The 25354-nt window shown below is 65.0% G+C and carries 24 protein-coding genes; 13 read left to right on the top strand and 11 right to left on the bottom strand.

The window, feature by feature from the left end; all coding sequences use genetic code 11:
• Nucleotides 1-7: 7 nt before the first annotated feature.
• From AC066Y_RS12070 to AC066Y_RS12060, 3 genes are read left to right on the top strand one after another with little or no spacing between them, the layout of a single operon-like run.
• A complete protein-coding gene (locus AC066Y_RS12070) occupies nt 8-1075 on the top strand; it encodes an acyl-CoA dehydrogenase family protein (RefSeq protein ID WP_478274051.1) in 1068 nt (355 codons plus the stop codon).
• Nucleotides 1076-1105: 30 nt separating this feature from the next.
• Complete coding sequence (locus AC066Y_RS12065; RefSeq protein ID WP_456720040.1) at nt 1106-2266, top strand: acyl-CoA dehydrogenase family protein; 1161 nt, start codon at nt 1106-1108, stop codon at nt 2264-2266.
• A 17-nt stretch (nt 2267-2283) separates the two neighbouring features.
• The gene (locus tag AC066Y_RS12060; protein WP_173640178.1) at nt 2284-3084 is read left to right on the top strand and encodes an enoyl-CoA hydratase/isomerase family protein; all 801 of its coding nucleotides are present in this window, start codon (nt 2284-2286) and stop codon (nt 3082-3084) included.
• A gap of 160 nt (nt 3085-3244) precedes the next feature.
• Here AC066Y_RS12060 and AC066Y_RS12055 read toward each other — a convergent pair whose 3' ends face one another.
• From AC066Y_RS12055 to AC066Y_RS12040, 4 genes are all read right to left on the bottom strand, one after another.
• Nucleotides 3245-5359, bottom strand: a complete 2115-nt coding sequence (locus tag AC066Y_RS12055) for an acetate--CoA ligase family protein (RefSeq protein ID WP_478274050.1) — start codon at nt 5357-5359, stop codon at nt 3245-3247.
• A 279-nt stretch (nt 5360-5638) separates the two neighbouring features.
• Nucleotides 5639-6394: a VOC family protein gene (locus AC066Y_RS12050; protein ID WP_478274234.1), complete on the bottom strand. Its 756-nt coding sequence runs from the start codon at nt 6392-6394 to the stop codon at nt 5639-5641.
• Nucleotides 6395-6409: 15 nt separating this feature from the next.
• Entirely contained in the window at nt 6410-7204 is a 795-nt protein-coding gene (locus AC066Y_RS12045; RefSeq protein WP_095731620.1) for an enoyl-CoA hydratase, read from the bottom strand.
• A gap of 117 nt (nt 7205-7321) precedes the next feature.
• Nucleotides 7322-8527 (bottom strand): ABC transporter substrate-binding protein, encoded by a 1206-nt coding sequence (locus AC066Y_RS12040; RefSeq protein WP_478274049.1) that lies wholly within the window; start codon nt 8525-8527, stop codon nt 7322-7324.
• A 210-nt stretch (nt 8528-8737) separates the two neighbouring features.
• Here AC066Y_RS12040 and AC066Y_RS12035 point away from each other — a divergent pair, with 210 nt between their 5' ends.
• The gene (locus tag AC066Y_RS12035; protein ID WP_478274233.1) at nt 8738-9460 is read left to right on the top strand and encodes a thermonuclease family protein; all 723 of its coding nucleotides are present in this window, start codon (nt 8738-8740) and stop codon (nt 9458-9460) included.
• A 53-nt stretch (nt 9461-9513) separates the two neighbouring features.
• Complete coding sequence (locus AC066Y_RS12030) at nt 9514-11007, top strand: M48 family metalloprotease (protein WP_478274048.1); 1494 nt, start codon at nt 9514-9516, stop codon at nt 11005-11007.
• A 178-nt stretch (nt 11008-11185) separates the two neighbouring features.
• Here AC066Y_RS12030 and AC066Y_RS12025 read toward each other — a convergent pair whose 3' ends face one another.
• Nucleotides 11186-11587, bottom strand: coding sequence for a c-type cytochrome (locus AC066Y_RS12025; RefSeq protein WP_478274047.1), 402 nt, complete (start codon nt 11585-11587; stop codon nt 11186-11188).
• Between the two features lie 208 nt (nt 11588-11795).
• Here AC066Y_RS12025 and AC066Y_RS12020 point away from each other — a divergent pair, with 208 nt between their 5' ends.
• Nucleotides 11796-12605 (top strand): transporter, encoded by an 810-nt coding sequence (locus AC066Y_RS12020; protein ID WP_478274046.1) that lies wholly within the window; start codon nt 11796-11798, stop codon nt 12603-12605.
• 120 nt (nt 12606-12725) lie between these two features.
• On the opposite strand, the gene AC066Y_RS12015 is transcribed toward AC066Y_RS12020, so the two are convergent.
• Nucleotides 12726-14018, bottom strand: a complete 1293-nt coding sequence (locus AC066Y_RS12015) for an MFS transporter (RefSeq protein WP_478274045.1) — start codon at nt 14016-14018, stop codon at nt 12726-12728.
• Nucleotides 14019-14264: 246 nt separating this feature from the next.
• Here AC066Y_RS12015 and cyoA point away from each other — a divergent pair, with 246 nt between their 5' ends.
• The 7 genes from cyoA to AC066Y_RS11980 are packed head-to-tail and all read left to right on the top strand — an operon-like array spanning nt 14265 to nt 21179.
• Nucleotides 14265-15431, top strand: coding sequence for a ubiquinol oxidase subunit II (gene cyoA, locus AC066Y_RS12010; protein WP_478274044.1), 1167 nt, complete (start codon nt 14265-14267; stop codon nt 15429-15431).
• A 10-nt stretch (nt 15432-15441) separates the two neighbouring features.
• A complete protein-coding gene (cyoB, locus tag AC066Y_RS12005) occupies nt 15442-17445 on the top strand; it encodes a cytochrome o ubiquinol oxidase subunit I (RefSeq protein WP_478274043.1) in 2004 nt (667 codons plus the stop codon).
• On the top strand, nt 17442-18071 hold the full coding sequence (gene cyoC, locus AC066Y_RS12000; protein ID WP_478274042.1) for a cytochrome o ubiquinol oxidase subunit III: 630 nt from the start codon (nt 17442-17444) through the stop codon (nt 18069-18071). The genes cyoB and cyoC overlap by 4 nt, the downstream gene beginning before the upstream one ends.
• A complete protein-coding gene (gene cyoD, locus AC066Y_RS11995; protein WP_173640166.1) occupies nt 18068-18475 on the top strand; it encodes a cytochrome o ubiquinol oxidase subunit IV in 408 nt (135 codons plus the stop codon). Before cyoC ends, cyoD begins: the two co-directional genes overlap by 4 nt.
• A gap of 2 nt (nt 18476-18477) precedes the next feature.
• A complete protein-coding gene (locus tag AC066Y_RS11990) occupies nt 18478-19308 on the top strand; it encodes an SURF1 family protein (RefSeq protein WP_478274232.1) in 831 nt (276 codons plus the stop codon).
• Nucleotides 19309-19327: 19 nt separating this feature from the next.
• Entirely contained in the window at nt 19328-20653 is a 1326-nt protein-coding gene (locus tag AC066Y_RS11985; protein ID WP_478274231.1) for an ATP-binding protein, read from the top strand.
• Nucleotides 20643-21179, top strand: coding sequence for a response regulator transcription factor (locus AC066Y_RS11980; protein ID WP_212311899.1), 537 nt, complete (start codon nt 20643-20645; stop codon nt 21177-21179). The genes AC066Y_RS11985 and AC066Y_RS11980 overlap by 11 nt, the downstream gene beginning before the upstream one ends.
• A gap of 71 nt (nt 21180-21250) precedes the next feature.
• Here the strand turns inward: AC066Y_RS11980 and AC066Y_RS11975 are convergent, their stop codons facing one another.
• The 5 genes from AC066Y_RS11975 to fdxA form a co-directional block, all read right to left on the bottom strand.
• Complete coding sequence (locus tag AC066Y_RS11975; protein ID WP_092119999.1) at nt 21251-21748, bottom strand: nuclear transport factor 2 family protein; 498 nt, start codon at nt 21746-21748, stop codon at nt 21251-21253.
• Between the two features lie 103 nt (nt 21749-21851).
• Nucleotides 21852-22070, bottom strand: a complete 219-nt coding sequence (locus tag AC066Y_RS11970) for a hypothetical protein (RefSeq protein ID WP_478274041.1) — start codon at nt 22068-22070, stop codon at nt 21852-21854.
• A gap of 200 nt (nt 22071-22270) precedes the next feature.
• A complete protein-coding gene (locus tag AC066Y_RS11965) occupies nt 22271-23539 on the bottom strand; it encodes an MFS transporter (RefSeq protein ID WP_478274040.1) in 1269 nt (422 codons plus the stop codon).
• 192 nt (nt 23540-23731) lie between these two features.
• The gene (locus tag AC066Y_RS11960; RefSeq protein ID WP_207834574.1) at nt 23732-24523 is read right to left on the bottom strand and encodes a CarD family transcriptional regulator; all 792 of its coding nucleotides are present in this window, start codon (nt 24521-24523) and stop codon (nt 23732-23734) included.
• 429 nt (nt 24524-24952) lie between these two features.
• Complete coding sequence (gene fdxA, locus AC066Y_RS11955; RefSeq protein WP_212365339.1) at nt 24953-25291, bottom strand: ferredoxin FdxA; 339 nt, start codon at nt 25289-25291, stop codon at nt 24953-24955.
• Nucleotides 25292-25354: the final 63 nt, after the last annotated feature.

Genomic DNA, 25354 nt, shown 5'->3' with positions numbered 1-25354 from the left:
GAACGCTGTGGCGGAGAGTGAGAACATCGTCGCCGAGACCGCGGAAAAGATTTTCGCCGATCTCGCGGATGCCCAAACCATCAATCACGACAAGCACGGCGCATGGAAGGCGCCGCTGTGGCAGGCGCTGACCGAAGCCGGCCTGCCGCTCTCCTGGGTGCCCGACGATCTCGGCGGTTCCGGCGCCAGTCTCGCGGAAGGTTTCAGCGTCCTCAACGTCGCCGGACGGCACGCGATCGCTGTTCCGCTGGCCGAAACAATGCTGGCGGGCTGGCTGCTGACGCAAGGCAAGATCACCTCCCCGGAAGGCGAGATGACCGTGCTGCCGGCAAGCCCGAAGGACCGCGTCACGGTTGGCGCTGACGGCTCGCTCTCCGGCCGCACCCGCGGCGTGCCGTTTGCCAAGGACGCAAAACATTTCGCGGTGCTGGCGAGCGGCAATGGCGGCATCTCGATCGCGCTGGTCGATGCCGCGAAGTGCCGGATCGAAACCGGCATCGGGCTAGGCGGCGATCACAACGACACCGTCACGCTCGACAAGGTGCAGCCGGTCACGACCAGGCCGGCACCCAAGGGCTTTGACCAGACCACGCTGATGCTGATGGGCGGCGTGGTGCGCAGCCTGCAAATTGCAGGCTCTCTGGAATCGATGCTCGACATCTCCGTGCGCTATTCCAACGAACGCGTCGCGTTCGAGAAGAAGATCTCCAAGTTCCAGGCGGTGCAGCACAACCTCGCACGCCTCGCCGGCGAGTCCGCAGCAGCGCTGGCCGCCGCAACTTCGGCGGCTGACACCATCGCGAGCGCGACATCGCTCGACAATGACGCGGTGTTCCTCGAAGCCGCGGCGGCAAAGATCCGCTGCTCGGAAGCGGCCGAGAAAGGCAGCAGCATCGCCCACCAGGTGCATGGCGCGATCGGCTTCACCATCGAGCACATCCTGCACCGCTATTCGCTGCGCGCATTGGCGTGGCGCGACGATTTCGGCTCGGAGAGCTACTGGGCGGTGGAGCTCGGCAAGCTCGTCGCCGAGCGCGGCGCCGATGAATTGTGGCCGCTGGTGGCTTCGCGCTGAGATCAGGCAGAAAGATCAGGACTGGACATCATGACCGCAGCCCTTCGTTTCGATCCGATCCGCCTGCCGGAGAAATGCGAGCAGCTCCGCAAGGAGGTGCGCGCCTTCCTCGCCGAGGAAATCGCCGCCGGCACCTTCGATCCCCACGCTCCGAACCGCGAGGACAATGACGCGCCGGAATTCTCCCGCCGCGTCGGCGCCAAGGGCTGGCTCGGCATGACCTGGCCGAAGAAGTATGGCGGCCAGGAACGCTCGTTCCTCGAACGCTACGTGGTGACCGAGGAGATGCGGGTGGCGAACGCGCCGACCCGGCGCTTCTTCGTTGCCGACCGCCAGAGCGGGCCGGTGCTTCTGAAATACGCGCCCGAGCACATCAAGATGGATATCCTGCCGCGGATCTGCCGCGGCGAGGTCTGCTTTGCCATCGGCATGAGCGAGCCGAACTCCGGCTCCGACCTGTTCGCGGCGAAGACCCGCGCCACCAAGACCGATGGCGGCTATCTGATCAACGGCACCAAGATCTGGACCTCGTCGGCGCACATCGCCGACTACATGATCGCAATCTTCCGCACCTCGCCGCCGACCAAGGAAAACCGCCGCCACGGCCTGACCCAGTTCCTGGTCAAGATGAAACAGCCGGGCATCGAGGTGAATCCGATCGGCCAGATCACCGGGCAGTTCGAATTCAACGAGGTGGTGTTCACCGATTACTTCGTACCCGACGATCACGTGCTGGGCGAAGTCGACGGCGCCTGGAAGCAGGCGACGTCCGAGCTCGCCTATGAACGCTCCGGCCCCGAGCGCTTCCTCGAAACCTATTACGTGCTCACCGAGCTGGTGCGCGCCGTCGGCAAGAATCCGGATACCCGCAGCGCCGAGGGTATCGGCCGTCTGGTGGCGCAGGTGCACACCATGCGCCGCATGTCGGTGTCGGTCGCCGGCATGCTGCAGGCCGGCAAGGAGCCGGTGGTGGAGGCCTCCATCGTCAAGGACATCGGCACGGTGTGGGAGCAACAGCTGCCGCATCGCGTCCGCGATCTCGCGGCGTTCGTCGAGGAGACCGCGACCAATCGCGAGACGCTGGAAAAGCAGCTCGATTTCGCCATCAAGACCGCGCCCAAGCTGACGATCCAGGGCGGCACCACCGAAGTGCTCCGCGGCATCATCGCCCGCGGTTTGGGCTTGCGTTAGTTCAACGAGGACAGATCATGACCAAGTATACTGATATCGGCGTCGAGACCCACGGCCATGTCGGCCTGATCGAAATCCGCAAGCCGCCGCTGAATTTCTTCGACGTCGCGCTGATCAACCAGATCGCCGACGCGCTGGAGGAGTTCGACAACAACATCGAGATCCGCGCCTCGGTGCTCGCAGCCCAGGGCAAGGCGTTCTGCGCCGGCGCCAATTTCGGCGACCCGGCCCGCCAGGAGCAGGAGGAGCGGTCCAAGAGCGATCCGGCTTCCAACCTGCCGATCAACCATCTCTATGTTCAGGCGGTGCGCATCTTCCGCAACAAGAAGCCGATCGTCGCGGCGATCCACGGCGCCGCGATCGGCGGCGGCCTCGGCCTTGCGGTCTCCGCCGACTTCCGCGTCGCCTGCCCGGAAGCGCGTTTCGCGGCGAATTTTACGAAACTCGGCTTCCATCCAGGCTTCGGCCTGACCACCACGCTGCCGGAACTGATCGGCAAGAACAATGCGGAGCTGATGTTCTACACCAGCCGCCGCGTCACCGGCGAGGAAGCCTATCGCTGGGGTCTCGCCAATGTGCTGGTGCCGCAAGATCAGGTGCGGGCCGAGGCGATGAAGCTCGCGCAGGAGATCGCCGAATGCTCACCGCTCGGCCTGGTCTCGACCCGCGCCACGATGCGCGCCGGCCTCGCCGACCGCGTGCTCGCCGCAACCAACCATGAGCTGGCCGAGCAGACCAAGCTGCGCGCGACCGAAGACTTCAAGGAAGGCGTCAAGGCCACCGCCGAGCGCCGCGTCGCCAACTTCAAGGGGCGGTGAGACGCGAGCACCGCTCTCTCAATGCGTCGTCCCGGCGAAAGCCGGGACCCATAACCACCGATGCGAGTAGCGAGGCAAGCCGTCTCCCCTTGTGCCTTTCCGCGGGCCACGGCGTATGGGTCCCGGGTCAAGCCCGGGACGACGGTGGGGAGATAGCTCGCTAGCCTTTCGGCACAACCAGCGCATCGACGATCGTCACGCTCTGTCCTTCCGGATGCACCAGCACCGGATTGACCTCGATCTCGGCGATCTCGCTGCGGTGCTGCGCCGCCAGCACTGAGATCTGCGAGATCAACTGCGCGAGCGCCGCGACATCGGCCTTCGGCGCGCCACGGAAGCCGTGCAGCAGCGGCGCGGCCTTCAGCGTCTGCAGCATCATGGTCGCCTCGGCCGGGCTCACCGGCGCCGGACGATAGATGACGTCCTTGAACAGCTCGGTGGTAATGCCGCCAAGGCCTACCATCACCATCGGCCCGAACGTGGCATCCAGCATGGTGCCGACGATGATCTCGACGCCCTTCTTCGCCATCGGCCCGACCAACACGCCCTGGATCGCAGCGTCCGGCCGCTGCTGCTGCACGCTCTCCAGCATGTCGCGATAGGCGGTGAACGCCGCGCCCTTGGCCGCGATGTTGACGCGAACGCCACCGACCTCGCTCTTGTGCGCGATCGCGGGCGACTGGATCTTCATGACCAGCGGGAATCCAGCCCGCTCGATCGCCGCGTCGAGCCCGTCGCGATCGGTCACCAGAATTTCATCGGGCAACGTGATGCCGGCCGCGCGCAGCAGCGACTTGCTGTCATGTTCGGAGAGCGTCTTCGCTGTGAGATGCACAGAAAGGTCGCGCATCTGCGAGGCAGATGCCGCCATCTCGGGCGTGGGCTTGAAGGCTGCATAGTCCGCCAGCCGCCGCATCGCGACGCCGACATGGGTCAGCCCGGAGAGCACTACCACGCCCGACTTCGCGAGCTCCTGCCGCGCGAATGGCGACGGCAGCGTATAGGAATAGAACACCACCGGCTTGTTCTGCGCCGCAATCAGAGGCTTGAGCTCGGCTTCCTTGAACGGCATCCGCGTCTCGCTCGACAGCGACAGCACGACCAGGGTCGCATCCACTTCATCTGACGCGTCGAACAGCTCGATGCTCTTCTGCAGGCCGCCGGAGGAGACGCCCTGCGCGGTGACGTCGACCGGGTTGCCCGCCGCGCCGTAAGACGGCATCCATTGCTTGATCTGGCTCTGGATCGCGACTGAGAGCTCCGGCACGCGCAGGCCCTGCATCGACACGGTGTCGGCGCCCCAGATGCCGGCGCCGCCGGACACCGTCAGCACCGCGACACGGTCGCCCTTCGGCAGCGGATTTGTGGTCAATACGGCAGCAATCGTCACGGCCTCGTCGAGGTCGTTGGAGACGATGAAGCCGTATTTGGCGAACACCGCGTCATAGGCCGCCGACCAGCCCGCCATGCTCGCGGTGTGCGAGGCCGCCGCGCGCTCGCCGGCGCCGGAACGACCCACTTTGGTTACGATGACAGGCTTCCCGAGCTCTGCCGCGCGCTTCGCCGCCGCAAGGAACTTGTCGACGTCGCGGATGCCCTCGATGAACAGCAGGATGACGTCGGTCGCGGGATCCTGCACCATGTAGTCGAGGAATTCGCCGGCGCCGAGATCGCTCTCATTGCCGGCGCTCACGACATAGCTGAGCGCAACACCAAGCGCCTTGGCGCGATGATAGATCGCAAAGCCGATGCCGCCGCTCTGCGCGACGATGCCGATCCGCCGCTTGGTCGCGACCAGATCCGGCGCATCCGGCTTGACGTCGACGGTCGGGCTGAAGGTCGCGGCGACCTTCTGCACCTGGCTGTAAAATCCTTCGGCGTTCGGGCCACTGATCCGCATTCCCGTCCGCTTCGCCAGCGCCACGATCGCATCCTGCATCGCTGCGCTGTCGCCGCCCTCCTCGGCAAAGCCGGACGAAATGATGACCGCGTTCCTGACGCCGGCAGCCGCGCATTGTTCCAGCGCCGACAGCACCGCACGCGCCGGAATGACGATGACGGCGAGATCGACCGGCGCGCCGATATCGGCGATCGACTTGAAGCATTTGAGCCCGTCGATCTCGTCATAGTTCGGATTGATCGGATAGAGCCCGCCCGGATAGCCGTTCTTGCGCAACATCGCGAGCAGCCGCCCGGGAATCTTCTCGTGATCGCGCGAGGCGCCGATCAGCGCGATGCTCTTTGGGGCGAAGAAGGTTTCGAGCGGATGCGGCATGGGGGCGTTCCAATTGTTCTTGTTGCGCTCGACGATATTGGATCGTTGCCGCGGGCTCAACCTTACCCCGCCATCCTGAGGAGGCCGCAATGCGGCCGTCTCGAAGGATGAATCGGCCCGGCTGGTGGCCGATGCATCCTTCGAGGCTCGCTTCGCTCGCACCTCAGGATGACGGGGTTGGCGCTGCGTAGCCCGGATGGAGCGCAGCGCAATCCGGGGGCGGTCCAACCGCGGACGGAGTGGCCCCGGATTTCGCTGCGCTCCATCCGGGCTACGACATCAGTCCGTCAGCTTGAACGATACGCCGCAAAGCTGGAGTTCATCGCCCTTCACGGCACAGCCCCTGACTCGCGCAGCATCCACCACCCTGGCCTTGTCGACGACCTTGAAGGTCAAGCCGCTCATGATCTCGCTATCGCCCTTGACGAAGCGGAAGGTCGCGTTCGGCAGCTTCACCACGGCATCAGCAGCGGGAATACCGACAATCTTCCCCCAATGCGCCGCCAATGCCTGCGGCTCGGGGCTCTGCATCTCGACCTCGGTCAGCGCCAGGGTCGTGTCCTTGCGGATCGACTTCTGCCAATCCGGGCCGGCCGGCGGGTACGGCCCCAGCACGTCGTCGCTGCCGTCGGTGTGGTTGAACTCGATGAAGGCGGCGCGGCAGTCGCGCGGGTGCAGCTGCACGCCGTGATACGGCGCGTGCGTGATCACGTTGGCGGTGCGCACGCCGATTGCATTGGCCTTGGCGCCGCGCGCGTCGGGATCCTCGCAAGCGAAGATCGCCATGTAGCCGCCGCGGCCGCCGGTCTTTTCGATGAAGCGGCCGGCCGCGGTGCCCGGCCCCGGCTGGAACGGCGCAACCACCTCGAGCAGGATCGTATCGACCGGAAGCAGCGCGTTCTCGAGACCGTATTTGGCGACGTTGCCGTCGCGGTAACAGACGTCGAGGCCCATGATCGCGGAAATGTCCCCGATCACCGGCGCAAGCTGCGGCGCCACCAAGCAGATCTGCCGCAGCCGCATGTACTCGGCCATGGAATTGGTCACGGCTTACTGCCCCTGGAAAGTGGGCTTGCGCTTCTCGACGAACGCCTTGGCCGCTTCCTTGTGGTCGGTGGTCTCGCCGGCACGGGTGTGGTGGATCGCCTCGCCGTCGAAGCAGGCCTCTAACGTCATGGTCTCGGCGTTATTGATGTTGCGCTTGATGTAGCCGAGCGCGACTGACGGGCCCTGCGCCAGCGAGCGCGCCAGCTCCAGCGTCTCGGCCTCGACGTCGGCATCGGGCACCACCTTGGAGACCATGCCGAGGTTGTAGGCCTCCTGCGCCGACAGCACCGGCGACATCATGTAGAGCTCGCGCGCTTTCGCGCTGCCGAGCATCTTGGTCAGGAAGTACGTTCCGCCGTAGTCGCCGGAGAAGCCGACCTTGGCAAAGGCGGTGGTGATCTTGCAGGAGGCGCTGGCGACGCGCAGGTCGCAGGACAGCGCGATCGAGAGCCCGGCGCCGGCCGCCGCGCCGTCGAGCTGCGCCACCACCGGCTTCGGCATCGTGTGCAGGATGCGCGAGACCTCCATGCCGCGGCGCAAATTGGCCATCTTGGCCTCGAACGGCAGCGGCGCGCGGCCTTCGGCCATCGACTTGACGTCGCCGCCGACGCAGAAGGTGCCGCCGGCGCCCCTAATCAGCACCGCACGCACCTCGGTATCGTCCTGCGCACGCCGCGCCGCCTCGACCAGGCCGCGCGTCATGTCGGGATTGAGCGCATTGCGCCGATCCGGGCGGTTCATGGTGATGGTGAGCAGGCCCTTGTCGAGGGATTGGAGAACCATCTGATTATCGCTCATGGCGTTTTGCCTTTCGTTGTTGTTGGTTGCGCCGTCGTTCCGGGATGGTGCGCAAGCACCAGATCCGGAACCTCGAGATCCCGGTTCGATGCTGCGCATCGCCCCGGGATGACTTCGTCACTTCTTCACCAGCGGGCAGCGCGACTCCGACAGCGGCTGGAACGCCTGGTCGCCCGGCACGGTCGCGAGCAGCTTGTAGTCGTCCCAGCGCCCCTTCGATTCCGAGGGCTTCTTGACCTCGAACAGATACATGTCGTGCACCATGCGGCCGTCTTCGCGAATCCGGCCGTTCTTGGCGAACATGTCGTTGATCGGGGTCTCCTTCATCACCTTCATGACGGCGGCCGCGTCCGTGGTGCCGGCGGCCTTCACCGCCTTCAGATAGTGCGTCACGGAGGAGTAGACGCCGGCCTGCGCCGAGGTCGGCACCCGCTTGGTGCGCTCCATGAAGCGCTTGGTGAAGGCGCGGGCGTCGTCATTGAGGTCCCAATAGAACGCTTCCGCCAGCAGCAGCCCCTGCGCGGTCTCGAGCCCGACGCTGTCGATGTCGGTCACGAAAGCGAGCAGCGGCGAGATCTTCTGACCGCCCTTGGTGATGCCGAACTCGGCGCCCTGCTTGATCGCGTTGATGGTGTCGCCGCCGGCATTGGCGAGCCCGATCACCTTGGCCTTGGAGGCCTGCGCCTGCAGCAGGAAGGAGGAGAAGTCCGAGGTATTGATCGGATGCCGCACGCTGCCGAGCACCTTGCCGCCGGACTTCACCACGACATTGCTGGTGTCCTTTTCCAGGTCCTGGCCGAACGCATAGTCCGCGGTCAGGAAGAACCAGGTGTCGAGGCCGGATTTCACCGCGGCAAGGCCCGTCACATTGGCCTGCGCGAAGGTATCGAACACGTAGTGCACGGTATAGGGGCCGCAGGCCTCGTTGGAGAGGCGGATCGAGCCGGGGCCGTTGAACATGATGATCTTGCCGCGCGCCTTGGCGATCTCGCCGGCGGCGAGCGCAGTCGCGGACGCCGCAACGTCGAAGATCATCTCGACGCCCTGGTTGTCGATCATGTCGCGGGCGATGTTGGCGGCAAGGTCGGCCTTGTTGAGATGGTCGCCGACCACGATCTCGACCTTGCGGCCGAGCACCGTGCCGCCGAAATCCTCCACCGCCATCTTGGCGGCGGTTTCGCTGCCCGAACCGGTGATGTCGGCATAGAGGCTCGACATATCGAGGATGCCGCCGAGCTTCAGCGGAGGCTTGTCCTGCGCCAGCGACGCATTCGCCGAGATCGCAAACACACAGGCCAACACGCCGGCCAAAACCCGTCTCATTCAAATCCTCCCTTGAAGCGCGGACCCAATTCCATCAGGTCCGTTTCGAGGGCCGGATCATGCCGTATGCCATCCACAGCGGCAAGCCGCGGAGCTGACACGTGTTTTCCGCTGAACGGAATGGTCAAGATGTGCGAAGATCGACCCATGCAGGTATTGTCGATGCAGAATCTGCCGATGCTGGCTCGCGGCACTTTCCTCGCCTACACGATGCTGCTTGCTTGCGGGGCAAGCCACGCAGCCGGATGCAATTTCGAGATTCAAGGCGAAGGTCGCGTCGCCGCTGTGGTCGATGCGCGCAGCCTGCGGCTGGACGACGGCCGCGAGGTCAAGCTCGCCGGCATCGAGGTGGCGGACCGGGCGAAGGCCACCACAGTACTGTCGGCGCTGCTGGTCGGACGCGAGGTGACGCTGCGCGGACAGGACGACACGCCGGACCGCTACGGCCGGCAGCCGGCCTACGCATTCCTCGAAGGCAACGAGCATCCCGTACAAAGCGAGTTGCTGCGCCAGGGCCTCGCGCTGGTCTCATCCGAGATCGCCGACAGGGACTGTGTCAGTACGCTGATGGCGGCGGAGGCCGAGGCGCGGGCCGCCCGATCGGGAACCTGGGCCGAGTCCACGGTCATAAAAAACGCCGAAAGTCCGGACGATATTTTGGCCGGCATCGGGCGCTTTACCGTCGTCGAGGGCAGGGTTTTGTCCGTGCGTCAGGCGGGGGCGACGACCTACCTGAATTTCGGCCGAAACTGGACACGGGACTTTGCTCTGACTATTTCAAGGCGCATAGTCCCTGCGTTTGAGGCGGCCGGGCTTGCGCCCAAGTCTCTGGAAAATCGTAGGATTCGAGTGCGAGGCTGGGTGGAAGCACGACGTGGGCCGCGAATCGAATTGCTCCGGGTGGGGCAGATTGAAGTACTCGGCGGGAATTAGGGGCCCACAGGTCACGGCCTGGCCGATTACGGGACAGTTTGTGGGTTTTTGACGTGATTGAGCGCGCTGGACGGCGTGAAGATGGAACTGGCCGCCGGCTTTCGGCTGCGCTGGCGCTCGTCTGCGCGGCCCTGACGCTGTCGGCCTGCGGCAATGTCGGCCGCTTCGAGCAGGTCGCGCCGACCGCGGCGGCGGCGCCGGTGAAGCCGAACCGGGTGGTGCAGCAGACGCCCAACAGCGAGCGCGAGCATGAGCGCATCCTGTCATCCTATGGCGGCGCCTATGACGACCCGAAGCTCGAGGCGCTGATCGGCAAGACCGTCGACCGGCTGGTCGCTGCGTCTGAACGGCCCGACCAGGCCTACAAGGTGACGATCCTCAATTCCGGCGCGGTGAACGCCTTTGCGCTGCCGACCGGCCAGCTCTACGTCACGCGCGGCCTGATCGCGCTCGCCAGCGACACCTCCGAGCTCTCCTCGGTGCTGAGCCACGAGATGGCGCATGTGCTGGCCAAGCATGCCGCGATGCGCGAGGACCAGGCGCGCCAGGCGGCGGTGGTGACGCGCGTCGTCACCGACATGAGCACCGATCCCGATCTCACGGCGCTGGCGCTTGCCAAGACCAAGCTGACGATGGCGAGCTTCTCGCGACAGCAGGAGTTCGAGGCCGACGGCATCGGCGTCGGGATCGCCGCGCGCGCGCATTTCGATCCCTACGGCGCGGCCCGCTTCCTGACCGCGATGGAGCGCAATGCCGCACTCAAGATCGGCAAGACCGCGCTCGATCCGCGTGCGCAGGATTTCACCTCCTCGCATCCGGCAACGCCGGAGCGCATCGCCAATGCGCAGACCACCGCGCGGCAATACTCATCGCCCGAGAGCAACGAGCGCGACCGCGAGACCTATCTCGCCGCGATCGACAACATCGTCTATGGCGAGGATCCCAGCGAAGGTTTTGTGCGCGGGCGCCGCTTCCTGCATCCCAAGCTCGGCTTCACCTTCACCGCGCCCGACAATTTCACGCTCGACAACACCGCGCAGGCGGTGATCGGCGTGCGCGAGGGCGGCAGCCAGGCGATGCGCTTCGACGTGGTGCGGGTGCCGGCCGAACAGTCGCTCGGCGACTATCTGAATTCCGGCTGGATGGAAGGCGTCGAGAAGTCCTCGACCGAGGACCTCAATATCAACGGCTTTCCGGCGGCATCGGCCACCGCCCATGGCGACCAGTGGCAGTTCAAGGTCTACGCGCTGCGCTTCGGCAGCGACGTCTACCGTTTCATCTTCGCCGCCAAGCAGAAATCCACCGAGAGTGAGCGCAACGCGCGCGAGACCGTCAACTCGTTCCGCCGCCTGACGCTCGACGAGATCCAGGCCGCGCGCCCGCTGCGCATCAAGGTCATCAACGTGCAGCCCGGCGATACCGTGGAATCGCTGTCGCATCGCATGGCCGGCGTCGATCATCCGGCCGAGCGCTTCCGCGTGCTCAACGGCCTCGACGCCCACGCCCAGGTGAAGCCGCGCGACCGCGTCAAGATCGTGGTAGATTGACGACAGGAAGCCCCCGCTCGCGCCTCACTACCGCCGTCGTCCCGGCGAAAGCCGAGACCCATAACCACAGGGCAGCGTTGTTCGAGCGCGCCGTGGGCCCCAGCCGCTTCCAACAATCACCTATGGTGGTAATGGGTCCCGGCTTTCGCCGGGACGACGGGTGGAGAAGCTTGGCGCCCTACTTCGCCTTCTCCTTGAGGAAGGCGATGATGTCGGCACGGTCCTTCGGATCCTGAACCTCGTAGAACATCTTGGTGCCCGGCACCATCGCGTCCGGACCAGAGAGCCATTTGTCGAGATTGGCCTCGGTCCATACGATCTTCGAGTTCTTCAGCGCCGGCGAGTAATTGTAGCCCGCGACCGAGCCGGCAAGGCGGCCCACCACCCCCTTGTGCATCGGACCGACGTCGTTCTTCTCGATCGAATGGCAATCGCCGCAGCCCTGGTACAGCGTGGCGCCGCGCGCCGGATCACCCGCCGCGCGGGCGCTGTTCAGGGCGATCAGGATCGCAATGGCCGCCATCGCGGCGATTTTGGCCTGCCGCGGCGCTAGCACGCCTGCGATCGAACGAATGGTCATTCCCGGGGGCCTCCTGTTTGCCACCACAACAGGAGCCGCCGGGCTGCCATTCTATTCCCCGAAATTTGCCCGCCCGCGCGGTCTCTCCAATCGCTGCAGCGGCCGGCGCGGATGATTTTTTTGGCCCGCGAGGAATATCCGCGGCATTGGCCGATCACTATCCAAGCTGCCACCTCCGCAGCGGCGCCGGGTTTTTGGAGCATCCCCAGTGTTTCACAATCGGTTCGGCGCCGTCGCTCGACTTGCCGAAATCGGGTGCGTGCTTGCTGCGCTCACCCTCGCAGCAGCCACCGCCGCGCGCGCGGACGGTTGTCCCAAGCCGAGCGACGAAATTGCGACCGACCGGCCCGACGTCACCAATTCGAGTATCGTCGTGCCGGTCGGAAGCCTGCAGAGCGAAAACGGCGTCAACGTCACCGGCCGCAACAGTGGCCGCAGCATCGACGGCAGCAACAGCCGTTGGCGGCTCGGCATCGCGCCCTGCCTCGAGGTCCTGATCGACCTGCCGAGCTATACCGGCAGTGTGAGATCGCCGGGCGCCTCGGGCTTTTCCGACGTCGCTCCCGGACTCAAATGGCAGATCAGCCCGGTGCCGGGAAAGATCGACCTGTCGATCACCGCCGGCGTCGCGCTGCCGACCGGCGCGGCTGCCATCGCCGGGCGCGGCGCGCAGCCCTACATCCAGCTGCCATGGTCCTGGGAGCTGCCTGACGGCTGGGGCCTCAGCGGCATGTTCACGGAATTCTTCCGCCCCGCCGAGCTGACCGGCCAGCACATGTCGGAAACGACCTTCGTGATCGAGAAGAAATTGACCGAGCGGATCAGCGTGTTCACCGAATATGTCGGCGACTATCCCGATGGCGCGCGGCCGACCCAGCTGATCAATTCCGGCGGCCTGTACCGGCTCACACCGACCCAGCAGCTCGATCTCCATTTCGCGTTCGGGCTCAACCGCAATTCGCCGAACTACATCGTCGGCCTGGGGTATTCGTTCCGCGTCGACGGGCTGTTTCGCTAAGCGAAGCTCGGTAGCCCGGATGAAGCGCAGCGCAATCCGGGGCAGGACTATCCGCGGTGAGAGCGGTCCCGGATTTCGCTTCGCTGCATCCGGGCTACAAGCAGGAGACGGGCTACGGGACTAATTGACTTCCGCTTCGCGCAGGCCGCTGAGCCACAGCGCGAGCAGCGTCCACACCGCGCCCGACAACAGATACGCGCCGGCCGAAATCAGGCCGAAATGCGTCGCCAGCAGCAGTGCAGCGAGCGGCGCAAAGCCGGCGCCGAACAGCCAGGCGAAATCCGAGGTCAGCGCCGAGGCGGTGTAGCGATAGGTCCGCGCGAAGTTCGAGGCGATCGCGCCCGACGACTGGCCGAACGACAGCCCGAGCAGCACGAAGCCGAGCACCATGTAGATCGTCTCGCCGAACGCACCGGCGTCGAGCAACTGCGGGGCGAACCCGCTATAGACCGCGATCGCGACCGCGGACCCCAGCAGCAGCGGCTTGCGCCCGACGCGGTCGGCGATCATGCCGGAGGCTATGATCGCGAAGACGCCGACCATGGCGCCGATCATCTCGATGATCAGGAAGCGCACCGGGCTTTCCTTGGTGAACAGGAACACCCAGGACAGCGGAAACACCGTGACCATGTGGAACAGCGCAAAGCTCGCCAGCGGCGCAAAGGCGCCGAGCAGGATGTTGCGGCCCTCCTGCGCCACCGTCTCGCCGACACGCGCCGGCTCCAGGTCGCGGCTTTCGAACAGCTCGGAATATTCATCCGTCGCCACCATGCGCAGGCGTGCGAACAGCGCCACGACGTTGATGGCGAATGCGACGAAGAACGGATAGCGCCAGCCCCAATCGAAGAAATCATCCGCCGAGAGGTTGCCGGCGAAGAACGCGAACAGCGCGCTCGCCACGATCAGCCCGAGCGGCGCGCCGAGCTGCGGCACCATCGCGTACCAGCCGCGGCGATTCGCCGGCGAGTTCATCGCGAGCAGCGAGGCGAGGCCGTCCCACGCGCCGCCCCAGGCAATGCCCTGCAGGACGCGCGCGGCGGCGAGCAGCCAGATCGCCGCGACGCCGATCGTGTCGTAGCCGGGCAGGAACGCGAGCGCGACCGTGGCGGTGCCGAGCAGGAACAGCGCGATGACCAGCTTGGCGCCCTTGCCGTGGCGGCGGTCGACCGCCATGAAGATGACGGTGCCGAGCGGCCGCGCGGCAAAGGCCAGCGCGAAGATCCCGAATGAATAGAGCGTGCCGGTCAGTTCATTGACGAACGGGAACACCAGCTTCGGAAAAACGATCACCGAGGCGATCGCGTAGACGAAGAAGTCGAAGAATTCCGACGTGCGCCCGATGATGACGCCGATGGCGATTTCGCCGGGTTTCGCCTGCCCGTGACCTGACGCGGTCGGGGTGCCGTGAGCCATTGCTGGGGCCTGTGCCATCGCCGGAGAACCGTCCTTTGGAGCCTGATCCGGAAACGTGGAAACCGGTTTTCCGAACAGATCATGCTCAGACTAGAGATGAGGCCACGGGCAGCCTTTGCCACGCGGTCCACCTCACCTTCTGACCGTCTATCCCGCAGTGCAACATTGGACAAATTGTCCAATGTCAACTTTGCTGCATCGCAGCTACCCCTTGGCGGAACTCATAAAATTCCAGTGGGGTGAGCCGTGCGCGCCTTGAAATTATTGGCCTTATTGCCGTTCGCGGCGCTGCTTGGCGGGTGCGATTTCGTCGTCCTGGCCCCCGCCGGCGACGTCGCCATCCAGCAGCGCGACCTCGTCGTGATCTCCACCGTGCTGATGCTCATCATCGTGCTTCCGGTGATGGCGCTGACCATCTTCTTCGCCTGGCGCTACCGCCAGTCCAACACCGCAGCCCCCTACGAGCCGGAGTGGGATCACTCGACCCAACTCGAGCTCGTGATCTGGTCGGCGCCGCTTCTGATCATCATTTGCCTCGGTGCGCTGACCTGGATGGGCACGCATCTGCTCGATCCCTACCGCTCGCTCGGCCGCATCGCCGCCGACAAGCCGATCGAGAGCAAGGACGCCCCGCTCAATGTCGAGGTGGTCGCGCTCGACTGGAAGTGGCTGTTCATCTACCCGGACTACGGCGTCGCCGCCGTCAACGAGCTCGCAGCTCCCGTCGACCGCCCGATCCGCTTCCGCATCACGGCCTCTTCCGTAATGAACTCGTTCTACATCCCCGCGCTTGCCGGCCAGATCTACGCCATGCCCGGCATGGAGACGAAGCTGCACGCGGTCTCCAACAAGGAAGGTACTTACAGAGGCTTCTCCGCCAATTACAGCGGCGCCGGTTTCTCCGGCATGCACTTCGAGTTCAAGAGCCTGTCGAGCTCCGACTTCGACAAGTGGATCGCTACCGCCAAGGCCAGCTCCAACATGCTCGGCCGCAGCGACTATCTGCAGCTCGAGCGTCCGAGCCAGAACGATCCGGTCCGTCTCTATCGCTCGGTCGATCGCGATCTCTACAAGGCGATCCTCAACATGTGCGTCGAGCCCGGCAAGATGTGCATGAGCGAGATGATGGCGATCGACGCCAAGGGCGGCCTCGGTCGCGAAGGCCTCAACAACACGCTGCCGCTCACTTACGACAAATACGCCCGCCGCGGCGCGCCGCTCGGCGCTGAGCCGACCTTCGTCGCCGGCATCTGCGCGATGGACGAGATCAAGGACGCGCCGTCGCGCGACGTGCTCGCGCCGCTCGACCTGACGCCGCTGCGTGGCGTCGGGCTGAAGCGCCCGCCGTTCTCGCCCGCCCATCCGTCATCGACATCCTTGCTGCTCGGCCAGCGCCCGAAATCAGACTCCTGAGGAGCGCCGCATGAATCCCGATCTCATCAAGATGATCTTCGGCCGTCTCAACCTGGACGCGCTGCCGCTGCACGAGCCGATCCTGGTCGGCACCTTCGCGGTGGTGGCGACCGGCGGCCTCGCGCTGTTCGCGATCGTTACCTACTTCCGGCTCTGGACCTATCTCTGGCGCGAGTGGTTCACCACCGTCGACCACAAGCGCATCGGCATCATGTACATGATCCTCGGCATCGTGATGCTGCTGCGCGGCTTCGCGGACGCGCTGATGATGCGCCTGCAGCAGGCGATCGCCTTCAACGGCTCCGACGGCTACCTCCCGGCCCATCACTACGACCAGATCTTCACCGCACACGGCGTGATCATGATCTTCTTCGTGGCGATGCCGCTGGTGACCGGTCTGATGAACTACGTGGTGCCGCTGCAGATCGGCGCCCGCGACGTCTCCTTCCCCTTCCTCAACAATTTCAGCTTCTGGATGACGGTCGGCGGCGCCGTGCTGGTGATGATGTCGCTGTTCGTCGGCGAGTTCGCCCGCACCGGCTGGCTGGCCTACCCGCCGCTGTCGAACATCGGCTACAGTCCCGACGTCGGCGTCGACTATTACATATGGGGACTACAGGTCGCCGGCGTCGGCACCACGCTATCGGGCATCAACCTGGTCTGCACCATCGTCAAGCTGCGCGCGCCGGGCATGACGATGATGAAGATGCCGGTGTTCACCTGGACCTCGCTCTGCACCAATGTCCTGATCGTCGCCTCCTTCCCGGTGCTGACAGCGGTGCTGGCGCTGCTGTCGCTCGACCGCTACGTCGGCACCAACTTCTTCACGAACGACTTCGGCGGCAACCCGATGATGTACGTGAACCTGATCTGGATCTGGGGCCATCCCGAGGTCTACATCCTGGTGCTGCCGGCATTCGGCATCTTCTCCGAGGTGACCGCGACGTTCTCCGGCAAACGGCTGTTCGGCTACACCTCGATGGTCTACGCCACCGTCGTCATCACCATCCTGTCCTATCTGGTCTGGCTGCATCACTTCTTCACGATGGGCTCCGGCGCCAGCGTGAACTCGTTCTTCGGCATCACCACCATGATCATCTCGATCCCGACGGGCGCAAAGATGTTCAACTGGCTGTTCACGATGTATCGCGGCCGCATCCGCTTCGAGCTGCCGATGATGTGGACGGTGGCGTTCATGCTGACCTTCGTGATCGGCGGCATGACCGGCGTGCTGCTCGCGGTGCCGCCGGCCGATTTCGTGCTGCATAACAGCCTGTTCCTGATCGCGCATTTCCACAACGTGATCATCGGCGGCGTGCTGTTCGGCCTGTTCGCCGGCATCAACTACTGGTTCCCGAAGGCGTTCGGCTTCAGGCTCGATCCGTTCTGGGGCAAGCTGTCGTTCTGGTTCTGGGTCTCGGGTTTCTACTTCGCCTTCATGCCGCTCTATGTGCTCGGCCTGATGGGTGTGACCCGCCGGCTTCGCGTGTTCGACGATCCGTCGCTGCAGATCTGGTTTGTCATCGCCGCCTTCGGCGCCTTCCTGATCCTGCTCGGCATCGGCGCGATGCTGGTGCAGTTCGCGGTCAGCATCCTGCGCCGCGAGCAACTAAAGGACACCACTGGCGATCCCTGGGATGCGCGCACGCTGGAATGGGCGACCTCGTCGCCGCCGCCGGACTACAACTTCGCCTTTACACCGGTGGTCTACGACAACGATGCCTGGTGGGACATGAAGCGCCGCGGCTACAGGCGGCCGCTGACCGGCTTCAAGCCGATCCACATGCCATCCAACACCGGCACAGGCATCATCCTCGCAGCCTTCGCGACGGTGATGGGATTCGGCCTGATCTGGTACATCTGGTGGCTTGCCGCCGTCAGCTTCGTTGCGCTGCTCGCGGTCGCGATCGGCCACACCTTCAACTATCACCGCGACTTCCACATCCCGGCGGATGAGGTGGTGCGGACCGAAGATGCGCGGACGCGCGTTCTCGCCGCAGGAGCCCAGACATGACCGTTGCTACCGTCTCCACACAAGGCTCCGAACCGGTCTTTCACGTCATCGACGAGCACGCGCATCCGGAAGGCGCCAGCACCATGCTGGGCTTCTGGATCTACCTGATGAGCGACTGCCTCATCTTCGCGATGCTGTTCGCGACCTACGGCGTGCTTGGCGGCAACTATGCCGCCGGCCCGGCGCCGAAGGACCTGTTCGACCTCAAGCTCGTGGCGCTCAACACCACGATGCTGCTGCTCTCCTCGATCACGTATGGCTTTGCCATGCTGACGATGGAGAAATCGAGGATCGGCGCAACGCAGGCCTGGCTCGCGATCACCGGGCTGTTCGGCCTCGCCTTCCTCGGCATCGAGCTCACCGAGTTCGCCCACATGATCCATGAAGGCGCGACGCCGCAGCGCAGCGCCTTCCTGTCGTCGTTCTTCACGCTGGTCGGCACCCACGGCCTGCACGTCACCTTCGGCCTGGTCTGGCTGGTGACGCTGATGGTGCAGACCGCGCGCTTCGGCCTTATCGAAGCCAACCGGCGCCGGCTGATGTGCCTTTCCATGTTCTGGCACTTCCTCGACGTGGTCTGGATCGGCGTCTTCACCTTCGTCTATCTCCTGGGAATGCTGCGATGACAACAGAAGCCCGCACTCTCGAAGCCAATGCCGGCGGTCACGGCCATGATGACCATGGCGGCGCGGCCCATCACGGGGCTGCACACGGCTCGCTGAAGAGCTATCTGATCGGCTTCGGCCTCTCCGTCGTCCTCACCGCGGTGCCGTTCTGGCTGGTGATGACCGGCGCCATCGCCGACAAGCAGGTCACCGCGCTGATCGTTCTGGTGCTCGCCGCGGTCCAGATCGTCGTGCACATGGTGTACTTCCTGCACATGAACACGCGGTCCGAGAACGGCTGGACCATGATGGCGATGATCTTCACCGTGATCATGGTGGTGATCGCGCTGACCGGCTCGCTGTGGGTCATGCATCACCTCAACATCAACATGATGCCGATCCACGACATGAGCCAGATGCCGTGACGATGCGCTCTGCCAGACCATCGCTTGTGCTGCTCACGCTCGGCATGCTGGGCGTGGTGCTGCTGAGCGCGCTCGGTATCTGGCAGATCGAACGCAGGACCTGGAAGCTGGCGCTGATCGAACGGGTCGAACAGCGCATGCATGCGGCGCCGACAGCGCCGCCGCCTCCCTCGTCATGGCCTGATGTCACGGCCACGAGCGACGAATATCGCCGCGTCACCGTGCGCGGCACCTTCCTCAACGCCGAAGAGACACTGGTGCAGGCCGTCACCACAGACGGCCCTGGCTTCTGGGTGCTGACCCCGTTGCAGATAGCTGACGGAACCACGGTGCTAGTCAATCGCGGCTTTGTTCCGCCTGACAAGCGCGATCCGGCGACGCGGCGCGACAGCGAGCCGCAAGGCCCAGTCAGCATCACCGGGCTGCTGCGGATGTCAGAGCCAAAGGGCGGCTTCCTGCGCAGCAACGATCCCGCGGCAGGCCGCTGGTATTCCCGCGACGTCGCCGCCATCGCCGCCGTGCACGGATTGTCGCACACCGCCCCCTTCTTCATCGACGCCGATGCGACGCCCAATCCGGGCGGCACTCCGGTCGGCGGGCTCACGATCGTGCGGTTTCCGAACAACCACCTGATTTACGCGCTGACATGGTTCGCGCTGGCCTTTATGCTGGCCGGCGCGCTCCTGCGCGTCATCAGCGGCAGGGGCCGCGCCGGCGCCTTCGACCCAAGTTGGGGCTCAAGGCGCGCCGCCGTGCGCCGCCTGATCGGCGCAGCCCGCAATCTGTCTCGCGACACAGGCCCAGATGCTCGAGCGCACATCGGATCTGCATGACGAAAATGCCACGGCCGTGATGCCGTCCGCCGTGCCCGCGGCTGCCGGCATGCCGTTCGATCTCGCAGCGCCCGCCGACCTCGCGACCAATCGCAAGAACATGGCCCTGCTGGTCCAGCTGCGCTGGATCGCCGTGATCGGGCAGATCGCCACCATCGGCTTCGTGCAGTTCTGGATGGGCGTGGCGCTGCCGCTGCTACCGATGGCCGCCGTGATCTTCGGGCTCGTCGCGCTCAACCTCGTCAGCCTGCTGTGGCTGCGCTACCGCGCCGACATCAACAACCGCGAGCTCCTGGTTGCGCTGGCGCTCGACGTTGCGGCGCTGACCGCCCTGCTCTATCTCAGCGGCGGCGCCACCAATCCCTTCACGTCGCTCTATCTGCTGCAGGTCACGCTCGGCGCGGTGCTGCTCGATGCGCCCTCGACCTGGTCGCTGGTGGCGCTGGTCTGCATGAACTTCGCCTGGCTGACGAGTTACTATCGGCCACTGGAGCTGCCGCAGGGCTTTGCCGAAGCCTTCAATCTCTATATTGCCGGCACGTTCATCGGCCTCGTGCTCGACGCCGTGCTGCTCGTGGTGTTCATGACCCGGATCAACCGCAACCTGCGCGACCGCGACCTCCGCCTTGCGGCGCTGCGCCAGCACGCGGCCGAGCAGGACCACATCGTGCAGATGGGCCTTCTGGCCTCAGGCGCCGCGCATGAGCTCGGCACGCCGCTCGCCTCGCTCTCGGTCATCCTGGGCGACTGGCGCCGGATGCCGGCGCTCGCCTCCGATCCCGAGCTGTCGCAGGACCTCGGCGAGATGGAGATCTCGGTGCAGCGCTGCAAGTCGATCGTGACCGGCATCCTGCTGTCGGCCGGCGAAGCCCGCGGCGAAGGCTCCTCGCCGACCACGGTCGCGGCGTTCCTGACGGCGCTGGTGGAGGAATGGCGGACGACACGGCCGTCGGCGACGCTGTATTTCCGTAACGCTTTCGGCGCCGATCTGGCGATCGTCTCCGACATCGCGCTCAAGCAGGCGATCTTCAACGTGCTCGACAATGCCGCCGAGGTCTCGCGTGACTGGATCGAGCTGATGGCCGAACGCAATGCCGACAAGCTTGTGCTGTCGGTGACCGATCGCGGTCCGGGCTTCTCGCGCGAGATGCTGGCGCATGTCGGAAAGCCGTATCAGTCGACCAAGGGCAGCTCCGGCAGCGGCCTCGGCCTGTTCCTGGTCGTCAATGTCGTGCGCAAGCTGGGTGGCGTGGTCACGGCGCGCAATCGGCCGGACATCGGCGCCGCGGTCAAACTCGAGCTGCCGCTCTCGACGCTTGCGATCGGAGACCATCTTGACGGATGAACGCCAGCTCCTGATCGTCGAGGACGATGCGGGCTTTGCCCGCACGCTGAAGCGCTCGTTCGAGCGCCGCGGCTACGGCGTCGCGGTGTCGGCCTCGCTCGACGAGGTCCGCGAGCTGCTCGAGCAGCAATCGCCCGGCTATGCCGTCGTCGACCTGAAGCTCGCCGGCGGCGCATCGGGCCTTGCCTGCGTCGAAGCGCTGCACGCGCATGACCCGGATATGCTGATCGTGGTGCTGACCGGATTTGCCAGCATCGCGACCGCGGTCGAGGCGATCAAGCTCGGCGCCTGCCACTATCTGGCCAAGCCGTCGAACACCGACGACATCGAGGCCGCCTTCCAAAAGGCCGCCGGCAACGCCGCCATCGAGGTCGGCGCGCGGCCGACCTCGATCAAGACGCTGGAATGGGAGCGCATCCACCAGACCCTGATGGAGACCGATTTCAACATCTCCGAGGCCGCCCGCCGCCTCGGCATGCACCGCCGGACGCTGGCGCGCAAGCTGGAGAAGCAACGGGTGAAGTAGCAGGAAGAGGCGGATGACGCCTGCAAGACACGCGAATGCGCGCCCGATTCAGCCGGCCGCCTCCTGCTCCGTCACGTCATCGCCGCGACATCCGCCGCAGTGTCAATGTATTCCTGAAAGCGGACCGCCTTTCCTTCGCGGTACTTGAAAACATGGGCCCATTCGTTCTTGACGGTCTTGCCTGTTTTCTTTGCCCGCGCCGTGAGTGTACCCAAGACCACGACAGTGTCGCCCTGCTCAATCATCTCGCGCGGTGCAAACTCGCTGAATTCCAGATTCTCGCCGACCTGGACGAAGAAGTTTGCAATCTGTTGCTTTCCCCTAAAGGTCCCGGCCCAAGGCAATTTATCCTGGGGACCTGGCGTTATCCACGTGCAGTCGTCATCGATCAGATCTCTCATGAGCGCCGGAATGTCACCACGTTGAAAGGCCTCATAACCCTTCCTGGTCGCCTCAACATTGGATGTCATCGGATTTTTCCTCGCTGCAAATTGATGGGTCACTTTAATGTCGATCAAATAGCCGCCGGGCGGCCAGCATAGCATGCGCGCTCCGATTGCCGTCGTCATCCGTGAAGACGATTCTGGTCAGGATTGCTTACGTGGCTTTCAAGCCGTTCGGTACCCGGCGGTCCGCGCCTCACCGCGATCAAAAGGTTTCACTTCATCCGGGCTACGATTGGAGAGCCGCGTGCGCACGCCGTTGCCGCTCACTCCGGTGCCGGTGGATAGCGACAGCATGGGCAATGCCGACAACCTGTTCCAGCCGCATTCGGATGGCCTCGACGACGCCACCATGATCGCGGCGGCGATCCGCTGCATCGACGATTTCACCGACCGCTTCAATGCCCGCGATCTCGCCGGCATGGACGCACTGCTTCACTTCCCGCATGTCATCCTGTCCGGCGAGCAGCTCGTGATCTGGGACCGGCCGGGCCGGCTGCCGGCGTCGTTCTTTGACGATCTGGCGCGCACCACGGGATGGGCGAAGAGCACCTATCAGCGCAAGGAGCCGGTGCTGGTCAGTCCGCGCAAGGTGCACCTGTTGGTCGAATACAGCCGTGACCGCGCCGACGGATCGATTGCCAGCCGTCACCGCAATCTGTGGATCGTGACCTCAGAGAACGGCCGCTGGGGCATCAAAGCAGCGCTCGTATTGAGCGCACGGCGCGGCAGCAGCAGCGGCGTCGCCAGCAAGAGCAGCCCGCTCAGACCGATCGCCGTCCGGACACCGGCGAAGCCCGCCAGCAGGCCCCAGAGCGCCGTCAGCACCGCGATGGTTGCGCTGCTGGTGATCGTCCAGGCCGAGAGCACCCGCGCGGTCCGCCCCATCTCGATCTGGGCCAGACGATAGGCCGCGAACACCGGATTGAAGATACCGGCGCAGGTGACGAGACCGAACTGCAGCGCAAAGACGACGGCGATGCCCGCGGCACCGTTCGGCATGAAGGCGAGGCCGAGCGACCAGCAGGCACGCAGCGTACCGGCCGCGAGCAACACATTGTGCTGCCCGAAGCGCGCGGCGAGCGAAGGCGCGAGCCGCGCGCCGATCAGCCCGCCGATACAGGGCGCCCCGAATGCGAGCCCGTACTGCCACGGCGCAAAGCCGAGATCGCGCAACATCAGCACCGCGAGCAGCGGCGCCGTCGCCATGATCAGGCCGTTGACCAGCACGGTGTTGAAGAACAGCAGGCGGAGCACGGGATGCGCGAGGATCGCCCGCCATCCCTCGATCAGTTCGGCCGCGCGAAATCCCTGGGCCTGGCGCTGGGCGGGCGCAGGCTCGCTTCCGCCGATCCGCCGGACCGCCAGCGCCGAGAGCAGAAAGCTGAGCGCGTTGGCGATCACGGTCACCACCGGGCCGAACACTCCGATTGCCGCGCCGCCAAGCGGCGGCCCGATCGCGGTCGCGGTCCAGGACGTGGCTTCGAGCCGCCCGTTCGCGATCACGAGATCGCCCGGCTTGACCAACGCCTTCAGGCAGGCGCCGCTCGCGGCGCGGAACGCGATGTCCGCGGCGGCCATGATGACGGCGACGACGACGAGCTGGATGAAGGTCAACCGTCCCAGCACGAACGCTAAGGGAACGCTGATCGTCGCGGCAAAGCGGATCAGGTCCATCGCGATCATCACCGGCCGCTTGCGGCGGAATTCGATCCAGGGCCCGAGCGGCACCGCCACCGCAGCCCCGGCCAGCAGCCCCACGGCAGCAAGCGCCGAGACCGCCTCCGGCCTTGCATGCAGCACGAGGATCGCAAGCAGCGGGAAGGCGTCAAAGGCGATCCAGGTGCCGAAGGTCGAGACCGCGAATGCGGTCCACAGCCAGTCGTAACCGCGCCCCAGCGACCGTCCTGCAAGCATGCCGCGCCCCTCGCCGGCTCCGCGATCTCGCCGCCAGCGCGGCGCAGCAGGTCATGAGTCGCGGCGATCAGCCAAGGGGCGATTGCGGCAAGGCCCGCATGCAAGACCGCGTTGCCGCAGCGCCGGTGAGTCCACGAAAACAAAAAAGCCCGGTCTTGCGACCGGGCTCTTCGAAATCTTGCAGCGCGCTGCTTAGGCGGCTTCGTCTTCGACGGCGGTATCGTCGCCATCGGTATCGGCATCCTCACCGTCGGCATCGCCCTCGCCTTCACCCTCGGCTTCCGCCTTGGCGCCGCGGCGCGGGCTCTTGGCGAGCTGGCCTTCGATCTCCTTGATCGCCTCGGTCTCGGTCGAGTGCTGGACGACAGCGATCTCGCGCGACAGACGATCGAGCGCCGCTTCATAGAGCTGGCGTTCGCTGTAGGACTGCTCGGGCTGCGATTCCGAACGATAGAGGTCGCGGACCACCTCGGCGATCGCGACGATGTCGCCCGAATTGATCTTCGCTTCGTATTCCTGGGCGCGGCGCGACCACATGGTGCGCTTGACGCGGGCGCGGCCCTTCAGCGTCTCCAGCGCCTTCTTGACCAGCGCCGGCTCCGACAGCTTGCGCATGCCGACATTGGCGACCTTCGCCGTCGGGACGCGCAGCGTCATCTTGTCCTTCATGAAATTGATCACGAACAGCTCGAGTTTGGCACCCGCGATCTCCTGCTCCTCGATCGCCAGGATCTGGCCGACACCGTGAGCGGGATAGACGACGAATTCATTGGCCTTGAAGCCCTGGCGCTGGGTCACGACCTTCTTCTCTTCCGGGCGGGACGGAGCGGCCGGCTTGGCGGCAACCTTCGGAGCAGCGGCGGGGACGGCAGCCTTCGGGGCGGCCGGCTTCGGCGCAACAGCAGCAGTCTTGGGGGCGACCTTCGCAGCAGCGGGCTTCGCAGCTGCCGCTTTCGCGGCAGTCTTGGCAGTCTTTTCTGGCATCACGCTTCTTTTGTTCTTTGAGGACTTTGCAGCCGCCGCCTTCTTGGCCCCCTTCACGGGCGCCTTGGCACGGCCCTTGGTTGCGCTGCGAGCAACGACAGCGGCTTTCTTTGTCGTCTTTGAAGCACTCTTTTTACGCGTTTTCTGTGACACAGCCTGTGCGCGGAAACTGCCACGCCCCTGTTCGATGTTGCGGGAACCTCGACGCCACAAGGTACGCATGGCAGGGGGTTCTTGGCCTGTAATGGTGCAGATATAGCACATTTTCCGCAAAAATCAATGGTTTACGCCCGATTCCGGGCATAACAGGGCATCCTCAGGTCATATGTCCGTCATTAGGGTTAAATCGGCGGCCGCACGGAGGGCCGCCGCGGGTCCGGGCCGCCCTTATCGGGGTAGTCCCGACGGCTGCTTGCGAACGTTAGCGAATCAGTCGCCGCTGCCCGGATTCGGAGAAAAATATTTCTCGAACTTGCCTTCCTTGCCTTCCCACTCCTTGGCGTCCTCGGGCGAGTCCTTCTTCTGGGTGATGTTCGGCCAGCTCTTGGCATACTGGGTGTTGACCTCGAGCCACTTCTCCAGCCCCGGCTCGGTGTCCGGCTTGATGGCGTCAGCCGGGCATTCCGGCTCGCACACGCCGCAATCGATGCATTCGTCAGGATGGATGACCAGCATATTCTCGCCCTCGTAGAAGCAATCGACGGGGCAGACCTCGACGCAGTCGGTATATTTGCACTTGATGCAGGCTTCAGTGACGACGTAGGTCATCCAAAACTCCGGAACGATCGATTTTTCTGGGGTTGCGTAGCGCAGGAATACCGGGGCCGCAAG

The organism is Bradyrhizobium sp. USDA3010 (assembly GCF_056429065.1).
This window is presented reverse-complemented; position numbering and strand designations above follow the sequence as displayed.